The sequence below is a fragment of the Sorangium sp. So ce726 genome, assembly GCF_051521405.1.
GTDB lineage: Bacteria > Myxococcota_A > Polyangia > Polyangiales > Polyangiaceae > Sorangium.
The window spans coordinates 4,141,843-4,161,576 of the sequence record NZ_CP150349.1; the positions used below are offsets into that span (position 1 = coordinate 4,141,843).

At 69.8% G+C, this 19,734-nt stretch carries 12 protein-coding genes; 10 read left to right on the plus strand and 2 right to left on the minus strand.

Annotation, left to right across the window (positions count from 1 at the left end; all coding sequences use genetic code 11):
• Window positions 1–362: 362 nt before the first annotated feature.
• From WME79_RS15570 to WME79_RS15585, 4 genes are all read left to right on the plus strand, one after another.
• A complete protein-coding gene (locus WME79_RS15570; RefSeq protein ID WP_437535969.1) occupies window positions 363–1,742 on the plus strand; it encodes an MFS transporter in 1,380 nt (459 codons plus the stop codon).
• A 460-nt stretch (window positions 1,743–2,202) separates the two neighbouring features.
• Complete coding sequence (locus WME79_RS15575; RefSeq protein WP_437535972.1) at window positions 2,203–3,387, plus strand: polysaccharide deacetylase family protein; 1,185 nt, start codon at window positions 2,203–2,205, stop codon at window positions 3,385–3,387.
• A gap of 760 nt (window positions 3,388–4,147) precedes the next feature.
• Window positions 4,148–5,665 (plus strand): cellulose binding domain-containing protein, encoded by a 1,518-nt coding sequence (locus tag WME79_RS15580; protein ID WP_437535975.1) that lies wholly within the window; start codon window positions 4,148–4,150, stop codon window positions 5,663–5,665.
• A gap of 242 nt (window positions 5,666–5,907) precedes the next feature.
• The gene (locus WME79_RS15585) at window positions 5,908–7,785 is read left to right on the plus strand and encodes a cellulose binding domain-containing protein (RefSeq protein ID WP_437535977.1); all 1,878 of its coding nucleotides are present in this window, start codon (window positions 5,908–5,910) and stop codon (window positions 7,783–7,785) included.
• 95 nt (window positions 7,786–7,880) lie between these two features.
• On the opposite strand, the gene WME79_RS15590 is transcribed toward WME79_RS15585, so the two are convergent.
• Together WME79_RS15590 and WME79_RS15595 are read right to left on the minus strand one after the other, a co-directional pair.
• On the minus strand, window positions 7,881–10,448 hold the full coding sequence (locus WME79_RS15590; protein WP_437535980.1) for a polynucleotide kinase-phosphatase: 2,568 nt from the start codon (window positions 10,446–10,448) through the stop codon (window positions 7,881–7,883).
• Window positions 10,445–11,953, minus strand: a complete 1,509-nt coding sequence (locus WME79_RS15595; protein WP_437535983.1) for a 3' terminal RNA ribose 2'-O-methyltransferase Hen1 — start codon at window positions 11,951–11,953, stop codon at window positions 10,445–10,447. Before WME79_RS15595 ends, WME79_RS15590 begins: the two co-directional genes overlap by 4 nt.
• Before the next feature lie 211 nt (window positions 11,954–12,164).
• On the opposite strand from WME79_RS15595, the gene WME79_RS15600 reads away from it, so the two are divergent.
• The 6 genes from WME79_RS15600 (at window position 12,165) to WME79_RS15625 (ending at window position 19,469) form a co-directional block, all read left to right on the plus strand.
• Window positions 12,165–13,280, plus strand: coding sequence for an STAS domain-containing protein (locus WME79_RS15600; RefSeq protein ID WP_437535986.1), 1,116 nt, complete (start codon window positions 12,165–12,167; stop codon window positions 13,278–13,280).
• Between the two features lie 84 nt (window positions 13,281–13,364).
• Window positions 13,365–13,721, plus strand: coding sequence for a hypothetical protein (locus WME79_RS15605; protein WP_437535989.1), 357 nt, complete (start codon window positions 13,365–13,367; stop codon window positions 13,719–13,721).
• 319 nt (window positions 13,722–14,040) lie between these two features.
• Complete coding sequence (locus WME79_RS15610; RefSeq protein WP_437535992.1) at window positions 14,041–14,379, plus strand: hypothetical protein; 339 nt, start codon at window positions 14,041–14,043, stop codon at window positions 14,377–14,379.
• A 1-nt stretch (window position 14,380) separates the two neighbouring features.
• The gene (locus WME79_RS15615; protein ID WP_437535994.1) at window positions 14,381–15,745 is read left to right on the plus strand and encodes an efflux RND transporter periplasmic adaptor subunit; all 1,365 of its coding nucleotides are present in this window, start codon (window positions 14,381–14,383) and stop codon (window positions 15,743–15,745) included.
• A 10-nt stretch (window positions 15,746–15,755) separates the two neighbouring features.
• Window positions 15,756–18,887 (plus strand): efflux RND transporter permease subunit, encoded by a 3,132-nt coding sequence (locus tag WME79_RS15620; protein WP_437535997.1) that lies wholly within the window; start codon window positions 15,756–15,758, stop codon window positions 18,885–18,887.
• Window positions 18,888–18,890: 3 nt separating this feature from the next.
• Window positions 18,891–19,469 carry a redoxin family protein gene (locus WME79_RS15625; RefSeq protein WP_437536000.1) on the plus strand — a complete coding sequence of 193 codons (579 nt, stop codon included), beginning with the start codon at window positions 18,891–18,893 and terminating at the stop codon, window positions 19,467–19,469.
• The last annotated feature ends 265 nt before the right edge of the window (window positions 19,470–19,734 follow it).

The window sequence follows — 19,734 nt, forward strand, 5'->3', positions numbered from 1 at the left end:
GTCGTCCGAGGCGCGTCGACCCGGTGGATGAGGCCCGAAGGTGACGCGGTCGGTGCGGGACGTCGGGTGTTACCGATCGTAACGAGACGTGGCTGAACGAGCCCGCCAACGTGCTTGCCCCGTGGACGAACAGGTATTCTCAAGGCTGCTTGCGTGGTATTCAGATCAAAGAGAGCAGCATTCCGCGAGCCGGGGGTGACAGGGCATCGACCCACGCGCTGCCCGGCCCCTCCTCCTCCCTCGCGTGCGAGGGAGGAGGAGCCATGAAGAACACCCTGGCTGCCTCTTTCCGCTCGGCTCGCCTCCAAGCCCGTCTCCGGCCCTCTCGACAAGCGCTGGAACTCCTCCGAGGAACCGTTCTCATGGCACAGACGTCTCCCCAAACCTTCGCCGTGACCCCCACGAGCAGTGCCCCCGCGGCCGAGCGTGAGGTTGTCAGCAGCTCCACGCTCTGGAAGGTCATCTTCGCGTCCGCTGGCGGCACGATGATCGAGTGGTACGACTTCTATATCTTCGGGAGTCTTGCCGCGATCATCTCGACCCACTTCTTCCCGAAGGACAACCCGACGGCGAGCTTCCTCTTGACGCTCGGCACGTTCGCCACGGGCTTCGTCGTCCGCCCGTTCGGCGCGCTCGTGTTCGGGCGCATCGGCGATATCGTTGGTCGGAAGTACGCGTTCCTCGTGACGCTGCTGCTCATGGGCGGCGCGACGGCGCTCATCGGCTTCTTGCCGACGTACGACAAGATCGGGCTCCTCGCCCCGCTCGCGCTCGTCCTGATCCGCCTCGTTCAGGGCCTCGCGCTCGGCGGCGAGTACGGCGGCGCGGCGGTGTACGTCGCCGAGCACGCGCCCGACGAGAAGCGCGGCTTCTACACCTCGTTCATCCAGATCACGGCGACGCTCGGTCTGTTCGTCTCGCTGGCGGTGATCCTCAGCACCCGCCTTGTCGTGGGCGAGGAGGCCTTCAAGGACTGGGGCTGGCGCATCCCGTTCCTCCTGTCGGTCCTCCTCGTCGCCGTGTCCTTCTACGTGCGTGCCCGCCTCAAGGAGTCGCCGATCTTCAGCAAGCTGAAGGCCGAGGGGAAGACGTCGACCGCTCCCATCAAGGACAGCCTCGGCAACAAGCGCAACTGGAAGGTCATCCTGGTCGCCCTCTTCGGCGCCACGGCCGGCCAGGGCGTGGTCTGGTACACGGGGCAGTTCTATGCCCTCTACTTCCTGCAGAACACTCTGAAGGTCCCGTTCATCACGGCCACGATCGTGATCGCCTCCGCGCTCGCCCTCGGCATGCCGTTCTTCGTGTTCTTCGGCGCGCTCTCGGATCGCATCGGACGGAAGAAGATCATGCTCGCGGGCAACCTGTGCGGCGCGATCGGCTTCTTCCCCGTGTTCTGGGCGATGAAGCAGAACGCGGACAACCCGGTCGTGCTCACCGCGCTCGTGTTCGTGCTCGTGCTGTTCGTCACGATGGTCTACGGCCCGATCGCGGCCTACCTCGTCGAGGCCTTCCCTGCGAAGGTGCGTTACACGTCGCTCTCGATCCCGTACCACGTCGGCAACGGCGTCTTCGGCGGGCTCTTGCCGCTCATCGCCTCGTCGGTGACGGTCGCGACGGGCAACATCTACGCGGGGCTCCTCTACCCGATCGCGGTGGCGCTCATCACCGTTGTCGTCGGCGGGATCTTCCTGAAAGAGCGCAGCGACGTGCGCCTCTGGGACGAGCTCGATCGCCCGGCTTGATGCCGATCTCCCGGCGGACGGAGCGCTGCTCGCGCGTCGTCCGCCGCCTCCCGCTCCTTGCAGATTCGTGGGATACGGGCTCAGCCGTCAGGCACCGGAGCGAGGCATACGAAAGTACGCCGCAGCGAGCCGAACGGCGCGGATGAGCCCGTATCGCTGAAGCATCCCTCGAATTCCGGAAAAATTCACAGGGAGGCGAGGAGACGGGGAGTGGAATCCCACCAATCTCCCTGTCTCCCTGTTCAATTCTCCGCCAAAAATGCCAACAAGATGAGGGGGTTCGTCAGCCCGCAGAGTGCACGCCGGTGTGCCCCGCTATCGCTGACCGAACTCCCGTGCGGCAGGACAGCAACGCACCAATCGAGGCCCACGGCCTCGTGATCGACGCCCATCGGTGTGCTTCCCACGCGGAAAAATCCGTGTATAAGGACCTGGAATTCTTCAGCCCAACAGGAGGCCTATGCGTACTTCGCTCTTGTTTCCAGGTGTCTGCGCCATCTTCCTCGTGGCCTGTGGTGGCGATGACGACAATTCGAGCACTGCCGCGACGACCAGCGGCTCCACCAGCGGTGTTGGCGGCGCCACGTCGGGCTCCGGCGGCGCCGGCGGTGGCGAGCAAGCGACGACCGGCACGAGCACCGGTGGCTCTGGCGGCGGCGATGGCGGTGGCGGAGCTGGTGGCGGCGAGTCGGGGCTGCCGGTCCCGCCCGGCGACAGCGTGCCCAAGCCGTCCGGCACGCCAGGGAACCTGGTCGTGCTCCCCTGGGCCGGGTTCAAGGGCGCCGTCACGTACACCTTCGACGACGCGCAGCCGTCGCACATCGCTCATTACGATGCGCTCCAGGCCGAGGGGATCCCGCTGACGTTCTACGTCAACAGCGGGAGAAACGACCTGGCGAACTTCGACGCGACGTGGACGAAGGCAGTCCAGGATGGCCACGAGCTCGGCAACCACACGGCGCACCACTGCCACGACGACATGACCGAGTGCGCGGGCGACTCGGCCGGCAGCCTCATTGAAGAGATCGACGAGTGCACCGACTACATCGTCGCGAACTACGGCCAGAGCGACGTCTGGACGATGGCCTCTCCCTTCGGCGACGCGGGGTGGAACGAGCCGGCGAAGTCGCGGTTCTTCCTGAACCGCGGCGTCCAGGGCGGGACGGTCGGCCCGAACGACAACTCGGACCCGTGGAACCTCCCGACGATGATGGCGAACGGGGGCGAGACCGCCGAGCCGTTCAATACGGCCATCGACTCGGCGAGGTCGGACGGCAAGTGGCTCAACTTCCTGTTCCACACGATCCTGCCGACCGAGGACCACTGGTACGCCGACGTCGAGCTCACGAGCATCACCGATAGCATGAAGCACGCCAAAGGGCTGAACGACGTGTGGATCGACACGATGGTCGAGGTCGGGGCCTACTGGGTGGGTCAGAAGGTGCTCGCAGAGGCGACGAGCGATACGTCCGGCGACGAGACGACCTGGACGTGGACGCTGCCGGAGCACTTCCCGACGGGCAAGTACCTCCGTGTGACGGTGGATGGCGGCACGCTGACGCAGGGGGGAAATGCGCTGGCGTGGAACGAGCACGGCTACTACGAGATCGCGCTCGACGCGGGCGCGCTCACCTTGTCGCCGTAACAACCCTGTCATTCCGGCTGTCGAGCCGGCGCGCGCGGCGACTTCGACGCCCTCCCGGGCGCGGCGCCGCGCATTGTTCACGCAGACCTGTAGGGGAGGCCTCGGTGAACCGCCCGGCCCCCGTGGAGGGTGGTCGTCGCGCGCGGCACGGACGGGCTGAACTCGCCTGGGACGTCCTGTGCCCGACGTGCGGAGCACGCCGGACACAGGACGTCATTTGGGCTCAAACATCAGCCCGTCCGCGCCGCGTGCGACGACCACCCTCCACGGGGGTCTACGGATGCGCTGGCATGGGAGGAGCCAGGGCGACGAGGCGATTCAGCTGAGGCGCGCTCTCTTACCGCGTCACTCGATCTCGGGTCTGAGCTCAGAGGTGCATCCGCCTGCTCTGTGCACCTAGGGTTCAAATAGTTTTTCTTGAAGGAACCGAGATGACCGTGGGAGGCGCGATGTTGGCGAATCGCATCGATGAATAGTTTTGTTGCCACTGATGGGCTGCGAGGCCTCCGATGTGCTCTGTGCTTCTTCGTTACATTGAACCACAGCTTGGTATTTGACGCGTCGCCCGCTTGAGAGAACAATTGTTCTTGACTCAGCACGTCGTGTGATCGAAGGGTCTCTCGTCGGGAATCGAGAATCGGGGGGCCACGAAACAAAGATAGGTTGAGCGCTCCGTGTCATGTGCTTTGCGCGCGGTGCGTCGGCGTGGCATCTTACGGAACTTGCTTGCGGCCATCCGGCCGCTCCTAGGAGAAAATTCATGCGCTTTGCTAGCTCGCTGAGCCTCTGCTCAGTTTCGATCGCTTGCTGCCTGGCCGCCTGTATCGCCGCGTCTCCGGACGACGAAGAGATCCTGTCGCTGGAGGGCGAGCTGCTCAGCTCGGACGGGACGATGTCGGCGGACCTCTCGTACCAGTCGCAGTGGCCGACGGGGTACTGCGCCAACGTGACCGTGAAGAACGTGAGCTCCAAGCCGAGCACCTCGTGGGGCCTTTCGATCGGGCTCAACGGCGCGACGCTGGCCAACTCGTGGAACGCGCGGATCACGCAGTCGAACGGGACGCTGAACGCCACCAACGAGACCTACAACGGCTCGCTGGGAGCAGCAGCGTCGACGACCTGGGGGTTCTGCGCGAACGGCACGGGGAGGCCCTCGATCACGTCGGTCAACGGCAACGGGAACGGAGGCTCGACGTCGGTGAGCTCCAGCAGCGCTTCGAGCAGCTCGAGCAGCAGCGCTTCGAGTAGCTCCAGCAGCAGCAGCAGCTCCTCGGCCAGCTCTGGCGGAGGCGGCGCAGGCGGCACCGGAGGCTCAGGCGGCTCAGGCGCGGGCGGCAACGGTGGAGGCCCGGTGGTCAACTCCGGCCTTCCGACACCGCCCGGACCCAGCAACGTGGCGAAGCCGTCGGGCGCGGCCGGCGGGTTCAGGGTCATCAACTGGGCCGGCTTCACGGGCGCCGTGTCGTACACGTTCGATGACTCGAACTCGAGCCAGATCCAGAACTACGACACGCTGAACGCGCTCGACGTTCCGTTCACCTTCTACCTCCAGACCGGCAAGACCGAATCGACCAATGCGGTGTGGCAAAGGGCGCTGAGCGACGGGCACGAGCTCGGCAACCACACGAAGAGCCATTCGAGCAACGACAACGGCACCGATACGGACGCGGCGACGCAGTTCATCGAGAGCCGGTTCGGCACCAAGGTGTGGACGATGGCGGCCCCGAACGGCGCGTCCGTGTACTCGAGCATCGCCAGGACCCGCTTCCTCATCAACCGTGGCGTGGCCAACAACCTCATCGGCCCGAACGACTCGACCGATCCGTTCACGCTGCCCTGCTACATCCCCCCGACCGGCGCCTCCACGGCGGTGCTTGACCAGCAGGTCACGGGCGCGCGGGACGCCAAGAAGTGGCGCACCGTCCTGGTGCACGGCTTCACCGGCGGCAGCGACGGCGCCTATCAGCCCGTAGGGCTCCAGGCCTTCGTCGATCACGTCAAGCACTCCAAGGCGCTCGGCGACATGTGGCTCGACAGCGTGGTCAACGTCGGCGCTTACTGGCGTGGCCAGAAGGCGGTCTCCTCCGCCACCACCTCGGCGTCTGGCGGCGCGACGACCTACACGTGGCAGCTCCCCGACCACTTCCCGCCGGGCAAGTACCTGCGCGTGACGGTCACCGGCGGCACGCTCAAGCAGAACGGCGTTCCGCTGAACTGGGATCCGCATGGCTACTACGAAGTGGCGCTCGACGCGAAGTCCGTGACGCTGTCGCCGTGATGTAGCGGGCCCATCCCGTCGCGACGCGCGCGGTGGGTTTTTGAACCGCCAAGACGCCACAAGACGCCAAGAAAACCACAATAATCTTGGCGTCTCATGGCGCCTTGGCGGTTTCATTATTCCGGTAGGGTAGGGGACTTCCCACCAGCATCCGCAAAGGAGCTCTGTCTCCTCTGCGGTTCCAACGTGGCATCTTACGTAGTTTGCTTGCGGCCTGTTCGGCCGCTTTCAGGAGAAAATTCATGCGCTTTGCTAGCTTGCTGAGCTGGGGCTCAGTCTCGATCGCTTGCTGCCTGGCCGCCTGCATCGGCGCGTCTTCCGACGACGAAGAGATCCTGTCGCTGGAGGGCGAGCTGCTCAGCCCGGACTCGACGATGTCGGCGGACCTCTCGTATCAGTCGCAGTGGCCGACGGGGTACTGCGCCAACGTGACCGTGAAGAACGTGAGCTCGAAGCCGAGCACCTCGTGGGGCCTTTCGATCGGGCTCAACGGAGCGACGCTGGCCAACTCGTGGAACGCGCGGATCACGCAGTCGAACGGGACACTGAACGCCACCCATGAGAGCTACAACGGCTCGCTGGGAGCAGGAGCGTCGACGACCTGGGGGTTCTGCGCGAACGGCACGGGGAAGCCCTCGATCACGTCGGTCAACGGCAACGGGAACGGAGGCTCGACGTCGGCGAGCTCCAGCAGCGCTTCGAGCAGCTCGAGCAGCAGCGCTTCGAGCAGCTCCAGCAGCGCCTCCAGCAGCTCCAGCAGCGCCTCCAGCAGCTCCAGCAGCAGCTCCTCGGCCAGCTCTGGCGGAGGCGGCGCAGGCGGCAGCGGCGGCGCGGGCGGCAGCGGCGGCTCTGGCGGCAGCGGCGGCTCTGGCGGCGGAGGCGCGGGCCCTGGCTGGGACTGGGCCGGTATCATCGGGACCGGTCAGAGCCTGTCGGTCGGGGCGCAGGGGACGCCGGCCAGGGCGACCACCCAGCGCCGTCACAACCTCAAGCTCTCGCTGGGCAACGCCTCGGTGCCGCCCTTCGATCCGAGGAACAGCTCGCTCTCGATGGTGCCGCTGGTCGAGCCCATCCGCGCGCTGGCCACGGGCTACCCGAGCGCGTATCCGCGCAACATCTATGGCGAGTCGCCGCATACGGCCATGGGGGACCAGATCACGGCGCTCGTGCAGGCAGCGACGGGCGGCGATTACATCAGCGTTCACACGGTCGTCGGCGAGAGCGGACAGGCCATGTCGGTCATCCGGAAGGGCGCCACCGACACCGGCACGACGGGTCGGGCCTACGCGGCGTCGCTGTTCGAGGCCGCCGCGATCGCCCGCCTCGCCGGCGCGGCAGGCAAGACGTACGGCGTCGGCGCGATCGTGATCACCCACGGCGAGTCGGACGCCGGCAGCTCCAGCTACAAGAACGACCTCATCAAGCTCTGGTCGGACTACAACGCCGATCTCAAGCCGCTGACCGGGCAGACCCGGTCGATCCCGATGTTCGTGTCGCAGCAGCACGCCTATCCGAGCGGCTCGAACCAGCGGTCGGCGGCCACGCTCGCGCAGTGGCAGGCCGGGATCGACCGCCCGGGCGACATCATCTGCTCGGGGCCGAAGTACCAGTACCCGTACGCGAGCGACAACATCCACATGACCGCGATCGGGTACGAGCGGCTCGGCGAGAAGCTCGGGCAGATCTATAGCGAGAAGGTCGTGCAGGGCCGTGACTGGCAGCCGCTGCAGCCGACGCGGGTCGAGCGCAGCGGTCGCGTGATCACGGTGCACTTCCACGTGCCCGTGCCGCCGCTCGCCTGGGACAGCTCGCTCCCCTCGCCGCACCAGAGCGCGCTCACCGAGTGGGCGCAGGGGCGCGGCTTCGAGGTCCGCACGGCGAACACCAGGATCGCGATCAGCTCCGTCGCGATCTCGGGCGACACGGTGCGCATCACGGTCGGCAGCGATCTCCCCGCGACCGGCGTCTGGGTCGGCTACGCCATGACCAGCGACGGCACGGCGTTCTCCGGCCGGACGTGGCGCTCGGGCCAGCTGCGCGACTCCGATCCTTTCGTCGGATCGATGACGGGGACCGCGCAGCCGAACTACGCGGTGGCGTTCGAGATGGCCGTGCCCTGAGCCTCGCCGGCGCGGCGCCTCCCTCGGGATTGGCGCCGCCGAGCTCGACGGCCAGACGTCTGGCGATGGATAGCCAGGCGTCTGGCCGACCCCCGTCACAGCCGCGGATCGACCGGCTCGCTCTCCAGCGCCAGCACCCCGAACACACACTCGTGCACGCGATGGAGCGGCTCGCCCTCCACGAAGCGGTGGAGCGCCTCCAGGCCGAGCGCGTACTCCCGCAGCGCGAGCGCGCGCTTCCCCGACACGCTGCGGTTCCGCAGCCGCGCGAGGTGCTGCGGCGTCAGGTACTCCGGCCCGTAGATGATGCGCAGGTACTCCGGCCCGCGGCACTTGATCGCCGGCTGGACGAGCCCGCGCGGGCCGCGGACCACCCACTCCCACGACTTGACCACCATGCCCTCGCCGCCGCGCTCGACCATCTCCGTCCAGAAGGCCACCGCCTGCGCCTCGCTCTGCGGGTCCGAGAGGTCGACCACGCGGTGCGGGGTCGGCACGAAGAACGCCGGATCGACCTCGCTGAGGCGCGCGAGTTGCCGCAGGTGGAAGCCGTGGTCCCGCGCCGCGTGCACGGCGCCCTCGCTCGCGAGCAGGTGGAACGGCGCCAGCCGGAGGTCCGAAAGCGACCGCACCGGCCAGCAGTAGCGCCGGTAGGCCGCCACGTACCCGTCCATCGCCGCCTTCCGGGCCGCGTGCCGCTCGAGCAACACCCGCGCGCTCTCGTCGCGCGCGGCGGTCATCGTGAGCGCCCGCACCGCCGCGTCGAGCGACGCGCGGCCCGACGAGCCCACGGCGGCGTACTGGCCGCGCAGGAGATCCTGCGCCTTCGCCGACCAGGGCAGGAGCTCCGCGTCGAGGCAGACCCAGTCCGTGCGCAGCTCGGCCCACAGATCGGCCCGATCCATCGCCGCCCGCACCCGGTCGATGAGCTCCCGGCTCCGCGCCTCGTCCGAGAAGAACGGCCTGCCCGTGCGCGTCGTGCACACGCCGAGCGGCCCCTCGTCGAGGCGGAACCTCCGCCGCCGCGCGGCCTCGTCGCGGCACACGACAAGCACCGCGCGCGACCCCATGTGCTTCTCCTCGCAGACGACGCGGCCCACGCCGTTCTGCCGGAAGTACGCGAACGCCTCGCGCGGGTGCTCGAGCAGGCCCCCGTCCTTCGACGTCTCGCTCGGCGACATCGTCGGCGGCAGGTAGATGAGCCACCGAGGATCCACGGCGAAGCGGCTCATCGCCTCGAGCGCCGCCGCCGCGTTCTCCTCGCGGATCGTCACCATGCCGTGCACCCGCGTCCGGATCGCGCGCCGGCCCCGCACGTCGTCGATGTCGAGCACGTCGTCCGCCTGCCCCCGCGCGCCGGCCCTCGGCTCGCCCGCGAGCGGCGCGAGCGGCTTCGCGGGCTCGTAGTACACGCGGCGCGCCTTGACCTCGACGAGCTCGCGCTCCGGGTAGCGGAGCGCCGTGAGCGCGCCGCCGAACACGCACCCCGTGTCGATGCAGATCGTGCGGTTCTCCCACTCGGCCACCGTCGTCGGCGTGTGGCCGTAGACCACCATCGCCTTGCCGCGGTACTCCGAGGCCCAGTTGTACCGCACGGGCAGGCCGTACTCGTCGGTCTCACCCGTGGTCTCGCCGTACAGGCAGAACTCGCGCACCGCGCCCGAGCCCCGGCCCTGGAACGCCTCCTTCACCCCCGCGTGCGCGACCGCGAGGTTCCCGTCGTCGAGCACGTAGTGGCTGACGAGCCCGTCGATGAAGTCCGCCGCCTTCGCCTTGAACGCGTCCGTCTCCGCCTCGAGCTGCTCGAGCGTCCGCTCGAGCCCGTGCGTCGCCCGCACGTCGCGCCCGCGCAGCTTCTTCAGCAGCTTCACGTCGTGGTTGCCGGGCACGCAGAGCGCGGCGCCCGACTCGACCATCGCCATCGCGAGGCGCAGCACGTCGGGCGAGCGCGGCCCGCGGTCCACGAGGTCGCCGAGGAAGATCGCGCGCCGGCCCTCGGGGGGCGACGCGCGCGGCGCGTCCGGCAGCCCCTCCAGCTTGTAGCCGAGCGCCTCGAGCAGCTCGACCAGCTCGTCGAAGCAGCCGTGGACGTCGCCGATGATGTCGAACGGCCCGCGCTCGTCGCGGCGATCGGTCCACAGGCGCTGCCGCTCGATCGTGGCCGTCGCCACTTCCTCGGGCGAGGAGAGCACGTGCACGTAGCGGAAGCCCTCGCGCCGGAGCTCCTTGAGCGAGCGGCGCAGCTCGCGGCTCTGGCCCCGCACGACGTGCGGGCCGAACTGCCGGTCCGCCCGGCCGGCGTTGCGCGCGTGGCAGAGCTTCTCCGGCATGTCGAGCACGATGGCCACCGGCAGCACGTGGTGCTCGCGCGCGAGCGCGACGAGCGGCCTGCGCGCGTCCGCCTGCACGTTGGTCGCGTCGACAACGGCGAGCCGCCCCGACGCAAGCCGCTTGCCCGCGATGAAGTGCAGGACCTCGAACGCGGCCGCGCTGGCGGCCTGGTCGTTCTCGTCGTCGGACACGACGCCGCGGTAGTGATCGGACGAGAGGATCTCGGTCGGCTTGAAGTGCGCCCTCGCGAACGTGCTCTTGCCGGAGCCGGACGCGCCGACGAGCACGACCAGCGAGAGGGAAGGGACGATGAGGGGGGCCTGCTCGCTCACGACGCCGCCTCCGTCGCCTGCGTCTCGACGCTGCCCGCGCCGCCCGCGCCGCCGTCCTGGGCCTCTGCGCCGCCCGCGCCGCTGGTGCTGGTTGTGCCGCCCGCGCCGCCCTCGCGCGTGAAGATCGCCATCTGCGTCGGCGCGCCGAGCGAGGGATCCATCGGGCCGATGGGCAGGTGCTCGACGGCGTAGCCGTGCGCGGCCGCGACCCCCTCGCAGAAGGCGCGGAACTCGGCGCGCGTCCACTCGAAGCGGTGGTCGCCGTGGCGCAGCGCGCCGCGCGGCAGCCCCTCGAACAGCGCGTTGTACTCGGCGTTCGGGGTGGTCACGAGGACGACGCGCGGCCGCGCGTGCTCGAAGACGCTGCGCGTGAGCGCGCCGAGCCGCGAGAGGTCCACGTGCTCGATGACCTCGACGAGGGTCGCGGCGTCGTAGCCCGAGAAGCGCGCGTCGCGGTAGGTGACCGACGCCTGGAAGAGCTGGATGCGCCGCCGCTGCTTGTCGGGCAGGTCGTCGAGGCGCAGCCGGTTCTTGGCGATCTCGAGGCCGCGCACGGAGACGTCGGCGCCCGCGACGCGCTCGAAGACGCGCTCGTCGACGAGGCGCTTCAGCAGCTTGCCCTCGCCGCAGCCGAGGTCGAGCACGCTCCTCGCCTCGGCCCGGCGGAGGGCCGCGACGACGGCCTCGCGCCGCGCCTCGTCGAGGCTGATCCGCGCCTCACCCCGGTCCTCGGGCGCGGCCTTCTCGTCCTCGGCCTCCTCGGGGCTCGCCTCATCGTCGGCCACGAGCCGCGCGAGCGCGGCCCGGAAGAGCGGCCGGCTGTGCTTCAGGTAGCGGAGCGCGATCGCCTCGCGCTCCGGGTGCTCCGCGAGCCACCCCTTGCCCTTGGCGAGGAGGTTGTCGACCTCGGCGTCGCCCACGTAGTAGTGCTTCTTGTCGTCGAGCACGGGCACGAGCACGTAGAGGTGCGCGAGCAGCTCCCTGAGCCGGCACGTCCTCGCGAGCGAGACGCGCAGGTAGGCGCTCTGGCCCCACTCCGGGAACGCCTCGTCGAGCGGGAGGCGCTCGGCCGCGACCTCGTAGCCGAGCGGCTCGAAGAGCCGCCGGAGCAGCGCCTCTCCGCCGCGGCACGGCAGGGCCTCGATCGTGGCGGAGAGGGGGATCGGCGCGTCGGCGAGCTCCGGGCGATCGCGGCACTTGCCGCCGAGCGCCGAGCCGAAGACCTGCGCGATCGCCACGGAGAGGAACGACGAGGCGACGTAGGGCCGGTCGTTCACGTACTGCGCGAGCGTCCCGGGCTCGCCCGCGCCGCGCCCGCGCACGAGGTCCACGGGGTCGACGTCGAGCAGGAGCGCCGCGGTGCACCGCTCCTCGGTCGCCTCCGGATAGAACACGTGCGCCTTGCCGAACGACAGCGGGAACGACTGCGTGTACGCCGGGTTCTTGACGAGCAAGTAGCCGAGGTCGGTCGCCGGCCGGTGCGTGGTGGTGAGCGTAAGGAGCATCGGGTGCCCGAGTCTACGCGAGCGCGACGACGCGCGACACGCTCGGCGCGCCCGCGCATCGCGCGGCGATCTCCGGCTCCTCGGGCGCAGCGGCCGTCGCGACGGCGCGAGCGTCCCGAGCCGAACGGGGAGCGACCCGCAGTGCACGGCCGGACGCTGAGCCGGTAGACTGCTGCGGGCGGGCACACGCGCTCGCGAACCCGGAGCATGAATGGACACGAGCTCTCCATCTGCAGACAAGAAGATCCGCGTCGTCGTCGAGGGAATGGCGATCGAGTGGGATCTCGAGAACGGGCAGTGCACCTGGGCCGGCGTCCCCTCGGTGTCGATGTTCCTGCCGAGCAGCGTGGTTGGCCTGATGTCCGGCTTCCAGCGGATGGCGGGGACCGAGCGCTTCAACCTCGCCGTGGAGAGCGGGGGGCGGCTCAGCATCGATGACGACTGGGACTACATCTCCGGTTATCCGACGTTCGAGGAGGGCTTCAAGGCGCTCGGCGTCGGCGCGGCCACGGCGGGCTGGGGCGTGTGGCACGTGCTCTCCCTGGACCGGGAGCGGAAGGAGGCCCGCTTCCGCGTGGTGAACGGGTGGGAGTCGGTCTACCAGAAGGAGCTCGATGTCTGCTGGGGCAGCAGCATGATCGCGGGCAAGCTGGCCGGGTACTGTACCCGGCTCTTCGGGGAGGAGTGCGACGTCGAGCAGACGTCGTTCGCCGCGCGGGGCGACGCCCACGACGAGTTCACGGTGCGCCCCGCGACGACCAGCCTGGAGGACCGGCTGCAGCACCTGCTCGACGAGGAGCGGGCGACGAAGACGGATCTGGCCATCGCGCTGCACAAGCTGAAGCGCGAGGTCGATGAGCGCGCCCGCATCGCCGAGGAGCTCCAGAGGACCGAGCAGGAGCTCCGCGACAAGCTGTCGTTGATCGAGCGGCAGCAGCACGAGCTCCGCGCGCTCGCCACCCCGATCATCCAGGTGTGGGACGGCGTGCTGACGCTCCCGTTGATCGGCACGCTCGACGGCGTGAGGGCCGGGGTGATCACGGAAGAGCTGCTCGACGCCATCGTCAGGACCGGCTCCCGCTATGCGATCCTCGACATGACCGGCGTGGACAGCATCGACGGCGAGACCGCCGATCACGTGATCCGGATCATCCGCGCGGTCGAGCTGCTCGGCGCCAAGGGGGTCATCACCGGCGTGCGCCCCGCGGTGGCCGCGCTGATCACGTCGCTCGGCCTCGAGCTGTCCGCCGTGACCACCTTGCGGAACCTCCGCGAGGGGCTGCGGATGTGCATCCAATCGCTCTCGGACAAGCCTGCAGCGGTGTGAAGACGGGGGTCGGCCCGTCGATCCCTGGCCGGGCCGCTCTTGGCGCTCGCTCCCCTCGGTCCACATGGTAGGCTCTGCCGGCTCGTGACTCGGCACCGAAGGCACCACCCACGCTCCAGGTGGACGCGGCGGCTCGTCCGGCTGCTCTCCGCGCTCGTGCTTGCCCTGCTCGCGAGCCAGCTGACGGTGGCGTACGCCTTCGTGGCCGTCGACGACTGCGGCGAGTCGTGTCCCGACGATGACGACGAGGGGGACTGCCCCTGTCCCCTGGACTGCGCCGCGGGGTGTTGCGCGGCGAGGGTCCCGGCCGTCCCGCCCTCGCCCATCGTTCCGGTCTTGCTCGCGCCCCCCTCCGCGGACCTTGTGCTGCTCGTGCCCGAGCGCGCGCCCCCATCGCCAGAGGTACGCGAAGTGCTCCACGTCCCAAGGCACCTCACCTAGCACGGCGCGGATGGCCGCTCGGCGGCCCGAGCCGTCGATCGCGCTCCTGCGAGCTCCATGTGGGCTTTGTCGGCCCCCGGTGGCCTCAGCGGAGCGTGGCGTGGCTCAGCGCCCTGCTGGATCCGAGCGGAGGGCGTGAACGCGGCGCGTCGTCGCGCGCCCGCTCCAGCGCGCCGGTTCAGCTCTGTCTACCCAGCTCGCGCGTCATGCTCGCGGGCAGGTCGGAGGCGGTAGCGGCGCTGCGCTGGTGCGCGAGAGAGACCGCATGCCCGAGACTCGTTCGTCAGGTGACGTTGTGAACAACAAGGAGAAAAGGCCCATGAAGTTTCGTTCCATCTCGCTCGTGCTCTGTGTCTTCGCCCTCGGCGCTGCGTCGTGCTCGAAGGAGGCGCCGAGCGCCGGCAAGGCTGCGCCCGAGCAGACGCAGGCGAAGGCGGCGCCCGCGCCGCACGCGCCGGCCGGCGTGAAGCCCGGCTCCCACGAGGACTGGTGCGGAGAGCACCAGGTGCCCGAGTCTCAGTGCACCCGCTGCAACCCGGATCTGATCCCGGCCTTCAAGGCCACGGGCGACTGGTGCGCGGAGCACGGGCTGCCCGAGTCGCAGTGCCTCAAGTGCAATCCCGATCTGAAGATCGTCCGGCCGCCGAAGGAGAGCTGACATGCCCGGCCGCGTTCACATCGTGTTGCTCCTGCTCCTCGCGGCCAGCTCGGGGTGCGGGTCCAAAGGGACCGACCTCACCGCGCAGGAGAAGGCCGAGGCGAAGCCCAAAGCGGCGGCGGCCGTCGAGGGCGCCATGTGCAAGGAGCACGGCGTGCTGGAAGCCCTCTGCACGAAGTGCAATCCGAGGCTCGTCCCCGTCTTCCAGGCGAAGGGCGACTGGTGCAAGGAGCACGAGTTCCCGGAGTCCATCTGTCCCATCTGCCACCCAGAGCGCGGAGGCAAGCCGGCGGCCGACGTGGCGAGCGACGGCGCGCCTGCCGACGGGACGAAGGTCAAGTTCAAGACCAAGGACACGGCCCGGCTCGCCGGGATCCTCACCGCAAAGGCCGTCGAGCGTCAGGGCGGCGGTGGCATCCCTGTGACCGCCAGGATCGTCTACGACGCGCTCAAGGTGGCGGAGATCAACGCCCGCGCCGCGGGGGTCGTCCGTCAGCTTCACGTGGATGTGGGCGCGGAGGTCAAGAAGGGCGCCCCGCTCGCCATCATCGACAGCGCGGACGTGGGCGCCGATCGCTCGCGGCTCGCCGGCGCGCAGTCGCGCCTCAAGGTCGCCGAGGAGAACCTGAAGCGCGAGGAGCAGCTCGAAAAGGAAGGGCTCGCCGCGCGCAAGAGCGTCCTCGCCGCGCAGCAGGAGCTCGACGCCGCCCGCGCCGAGCGCGCCTCCTTCGCGGCCTCCCTGGCCGTCGTGGGCGCGAGCGCGGGCGGGAGCGGGGGCTACACGCTCACCACACCGCTCGCCGGCGTCGTGACGCAGCGGAGGGCCACCGTGGGCAGGTTGGTCGGCGTCGAGGAGACCCTGTTCGAGGTGGTCGACGTCTCGAGCATGTGGGCCGAGCTCGACGTCCCCGAGACCGAGCTTCCCGCCGTCTCGCTGAAGCAGCCGGTGGTGATCGAGGTCGATGGGATCGAGGGGCGCGAGCTCAAAGGGGAGATCACGTATGTGGCGCCGGCCATCGACCCGGCCACGCGCACGGCCAAGGCGCGCGTCCCGCTCGCGAACCCGGACAGCGCGCTGCGGGCCAACATGTTCGGCCGGGCGCGCATCCTCGCCCCATCCCGCGCGGCGGTCGTGGTGCCCCGCGCCGCGGTGCAGCGCGCGAAGACGGTGAAGCTCGTGTTCGTGCGGCTCGCGGACGACCAGTTCGAGGCGCGGCGGGTCGAGATCGGGGCGACCGAGGGCGATGTCGTCGAGGTGACCAAGGGCGTGCGCCCGGGCGAGGAAGTCGCGACCGAAGGGAGCTTCCTGCTCAAGACCGAGACCCTCAAGGAGAGCATCGGCGCCGGCTGCTGCGGCGAGGACTGAGGCGCGGGTCATGCTGAACGCCGTCATCACCTGGTCGCTCCGCCACCGGTTTCTCGTGATCCTCGCCGCGATCGGCCTCTCTCTGGCAGGCGTCCTCGCGTTCCGCCGCCTGCCAATCGACGCCTTCCCGGACACGACGCCTGTGCAGGTGCAGATCAACACCGTCGCGCCTGCCCTCTCCCCCGTCGAGATCGAGCGCCAGATCACGGCGCCTGTCGAGCAGGCGATCTCGGGGCTTCCCAGGCTCGAGGAGGTCCGCTCGCTCTCCCGCTTCGGCCTCTCCCAGGTCACCGCCCGCTTCGAGGACGACACGGACATCTACCTGGCCCGCCAGGTCGTCATGGAGCGGCTCCAGACCGTGACGCTGCCGCCGGGGATCCATCGCCCGGAGCTCGGCCCGGTCGCCACCGGGCTCGGCGAGGTGTTCCACTACGTGGTCACGGGGAAGGGCAAGTCGCTGAGCGAGCTGCGGACGGTCCACGACTGGGTCATCGCGCCGCAGCTCCGCTCGGTGCGCGGCGTGGCCGAGGTCAACGCGTGGGGCGGCGATGAGCGGCAGATCCAGGTGCTCGTCGACCCGGCAGAGCTCACCGCGCGGGGGCTCTCGCTCCACGACCTCTCCGAGGCCCTGGAGCGCAACAACGCCAACGTGGGCGGGGGCAACCTGGACCAGGCCGGCGAGTCCAGCCTGATCCAGGGGATCGGCATCGCCACGCGCGTGAGCGACATCGAGGACATCGTGGTCGCCGCCAAGGGCGGGGCGCCCATCCGGGTGCGCGACGTCGCCCGGGTGGTCGAGGGGCGCGAGATCCGGCGGGGCGCGGTCACCGCCGACGGCCAGGGGGAGGTCGTGCTCGGCCTCGGCTTCATGTTGATGGGCGAGAACAGCCACGACGTCACGACGCGGCTCAAGGCGCGCCTGGAAGAGGTCAAGAAGAGCCTCCCGAGAGGCGTCGACGTCGCCGTCGTCTACGACCGCACCGAGCTCATCGACAAGGTGCTCGGCACCGTGGAGAAGAACCTGCTCGAGGGCGCGCTGCTGGTCGTGGCGGTGCTCTTTGCCTTCCTCGGCAACCTCCGCGCCGGGCTCATCGTGGCCTCGGCCATCCCGCTGTCGATGCTCTTCGCATTCGACCTCATGCTGCGCGCGGGCGTTGCGGGGAGCCTGATGAGCCTCGGCGCGATCGACTTCGGCCTCGTCGTCGACAGCTCGGTGATCATGGTCGAGAACTCGGTCCGGCGGCTCTCGGAGGATTCGGGCGACCGGAGCACGACAGACATCGTGCGCGACGCCTCGATCGAGGTCCGCAAGCCGACGATGTTCGGCGAGCTCATCATCATGATCGTCTACCTGCCGATCCTCGCGCTCGAGGGGGCGGAGGGGAAGCTGTTCCGGCCGATGGCGCTCACCGTGATCTTCGCGCTCATCGGCTCGATGATCCTGTCGCTCACGCTCATGCCGGTGCTCGCGAGCCTGCTCCTGCCGCGCCGCATGAAGGAACGCGAGAACGCGCTCGTGCGCCTCCTCAAGCGGGCCTACCGGCCCGTGCTGCAGCTCGCGCTGCGCTGGCGCTGGGCGGTGCTCGCCGGGGCCGCGCTGCTCCTCGGAAACGCGGCTTTCCTCGCGACGCGGCTCGGCGCCGAGTTCGTGCCGCGGCTCCGTGAGGGCACCCTCGTCGCCAACACCGTGCGGCTCTCGGGGGTCTCGGCGGGCGAGTCGATCCGCTACGGCACCCAGCTCGAGCGGGTCCTGCGGGGCAGGTTCCCGGACGAGATCGAGCGCGTCTGGACGCGCACGGGCACCGCGGAGGTGGCGACGGACCCGATGGGGCTCGAGCTGTCCGACATGTTCATCACGCTCAAGCCGCGAGAGGCATGGAAGCGCGCCGCCACGCAGGACGAGCTCGTCCAGGCGATGGAGTCGGAGCTCTCGGGGATGCCGGGCATGCGCGTCATCTACACGCAGCCGATCGAGATGCGGGTCAACGAGATGGTCGCGGGGATCCGGGCCGATCTCGGGGTAAAGCTGTTCGGCGACGACTTCGACACGCTCAAGCAGAAGGCGCGCGAGATCGAGGCTGCCCTCAAGAAGATCCCCGGCGCCGCGGACGTGGTGACCGAGCAGGTGACAGGCCAACCCGTGCTCGAGATCGAGGTCGACCGCGCCGCCATCGCGCGCCACGGCATCGCGGCCGCCGACGTCCTGGATGTCGTCGAGGCCCTCGGCGCGCGGGAGGTGGGGCAGCTCCAGGAGGGCGAGCGCCGCTTCCCCGTGGTGCTGCGCATCGACGATCGCTACCGCGAGGACCCCGCCTCGATCGGTCGCATCCTGGTCACCGCGGCCGGCGGAGAGCGCATCCCGCTCGCGCGGCTCGCGAAGATCCGCACGACCGAGGGGCCGGCCGCGATCAACCGCGAGTGGGCGAAGCGCCGGATCGTCGTGCAGGCGAACGTCCGCGGCCGCGACGTGGGCACCTTCGTCGAGGAGGCGAGGGCGAGGCTCGATGAGGTCGAGCTCCCGCCCGGCTATTACGTCCGCTTCGGCGGGCAGTTCGAGCACCTCGAGCGGGCGCAGGCGCGCCTGCTCGTCGTGGTGCCCATCGCGCTCGGGCTGATCCTGCTGCTGCTCTACTTCACGTACGGGCGGCTCCTGGATGCGGTCCGCGTCTTCACGGGCGTCCCCTTCGCCGCGATCGGCGGTGTCGTCGCCCTCTGGCTTTGCGACCTGCCCTTCAGCATCTCCGCGGGCGTCGGGTTCGTCGCGCTGTCAGGCGTCGCGGTGCTCGGGGACATGGTGCTCGTCTCGACCATCCGGCAGCTCACCGCGGCCGGGATGCCGGTGCGGGACGCCATCGAGCTGGCAGCCGAGCGGCGCCTCCGCCCGGTCCTCATGACGGCGCTGGTCGCCTCCCTGGGCTTCGTGCCGATGGCGCTGAACACGGGTGTCGGCGCCGAGGTCCAGCGCCCGCTCGCGACCGTCGTGATCGGCGGCGTGATCTCCTCCACGCTGCTCACCCTGCTCGTTTTGCCGGCGCTCTACAGCATGGTCGGCGGAAGGCTCCGCCCGGACGCCGCTGGTGAGACGGGCGTTTCCGAGCCTCCGCGGCCCGCTGGCCCGGCCCTTTCGCCTGCGGCGGAGTAGGCGATGAGCGCGCGCTCCCGCCTCCGCACGATCGCCGCTGCCGCGGGCGTCCTGGTCCTCCTCCAGGCGCTCGCGGCGGGGCTCTACTGGGCCGTGGAGCGCCGCCGTGAGGCCGAGCGGCCAGGTCGCCCTTTCGCGGTCGAGCGGCTCCACGACGGCCAGCGCGTGCCCGACGCTGCCTTCGAGCAGCCGGACGGGACCTTGCTTCGCGCGGCCGCCTTGCGCGGCCGGCCGGTGCTGCTCCACTTCTGGGCCACCTGGTGCGCCCCCTGCCGCGCCGAGCTCCCGCGTTTGCTGGAGCTCGGCCAACAGCTGGAGAAGGCCGGGAGGCTCCAGCTCGTGGCCGTGAGCGTCGACGAGAACTGGGAAGTCGTGCGCGCGTTCTTCGGGGGCGAGGTCCCTCCCGGCGTCGTGCGGGCCGGATCCCCTGCGGCGCAGCAGCGGTTCGGGGTCTCGACGTTGCCCGACACCTTCCTGGTGGAGGCGGACGGCAGGATGTCCCTCCGCTTCACGGGCCCGAGGGACTGGCGAGCACCCGAGGCGACGGCGCTCCTGCTTGGCCACGAGCGGCCAGCGCCCTGATCGCGCTTCCCCCGGGAAAGCCCTGGCGAGGGCCACGCCGCCTGCTGCGCGAAGGCGGGGCGCTCTCTGCCGGGTCCTGGCATCGAACGAAAATAATTAGCGATTACAAAGCTTTGTGTGCATACGCACGCACGCTGTCCCGATCGTTCGCCTGGCGGCCTAGAGGGGGAAAGGAGCTCGAGATGTCCACCGTTCCTCAGAGGCGCTGGCCGCTGCCAGCCATTTCATTGGGTCTCGGCGTGGCCGCCTGCGCCGCGTGCTGCGC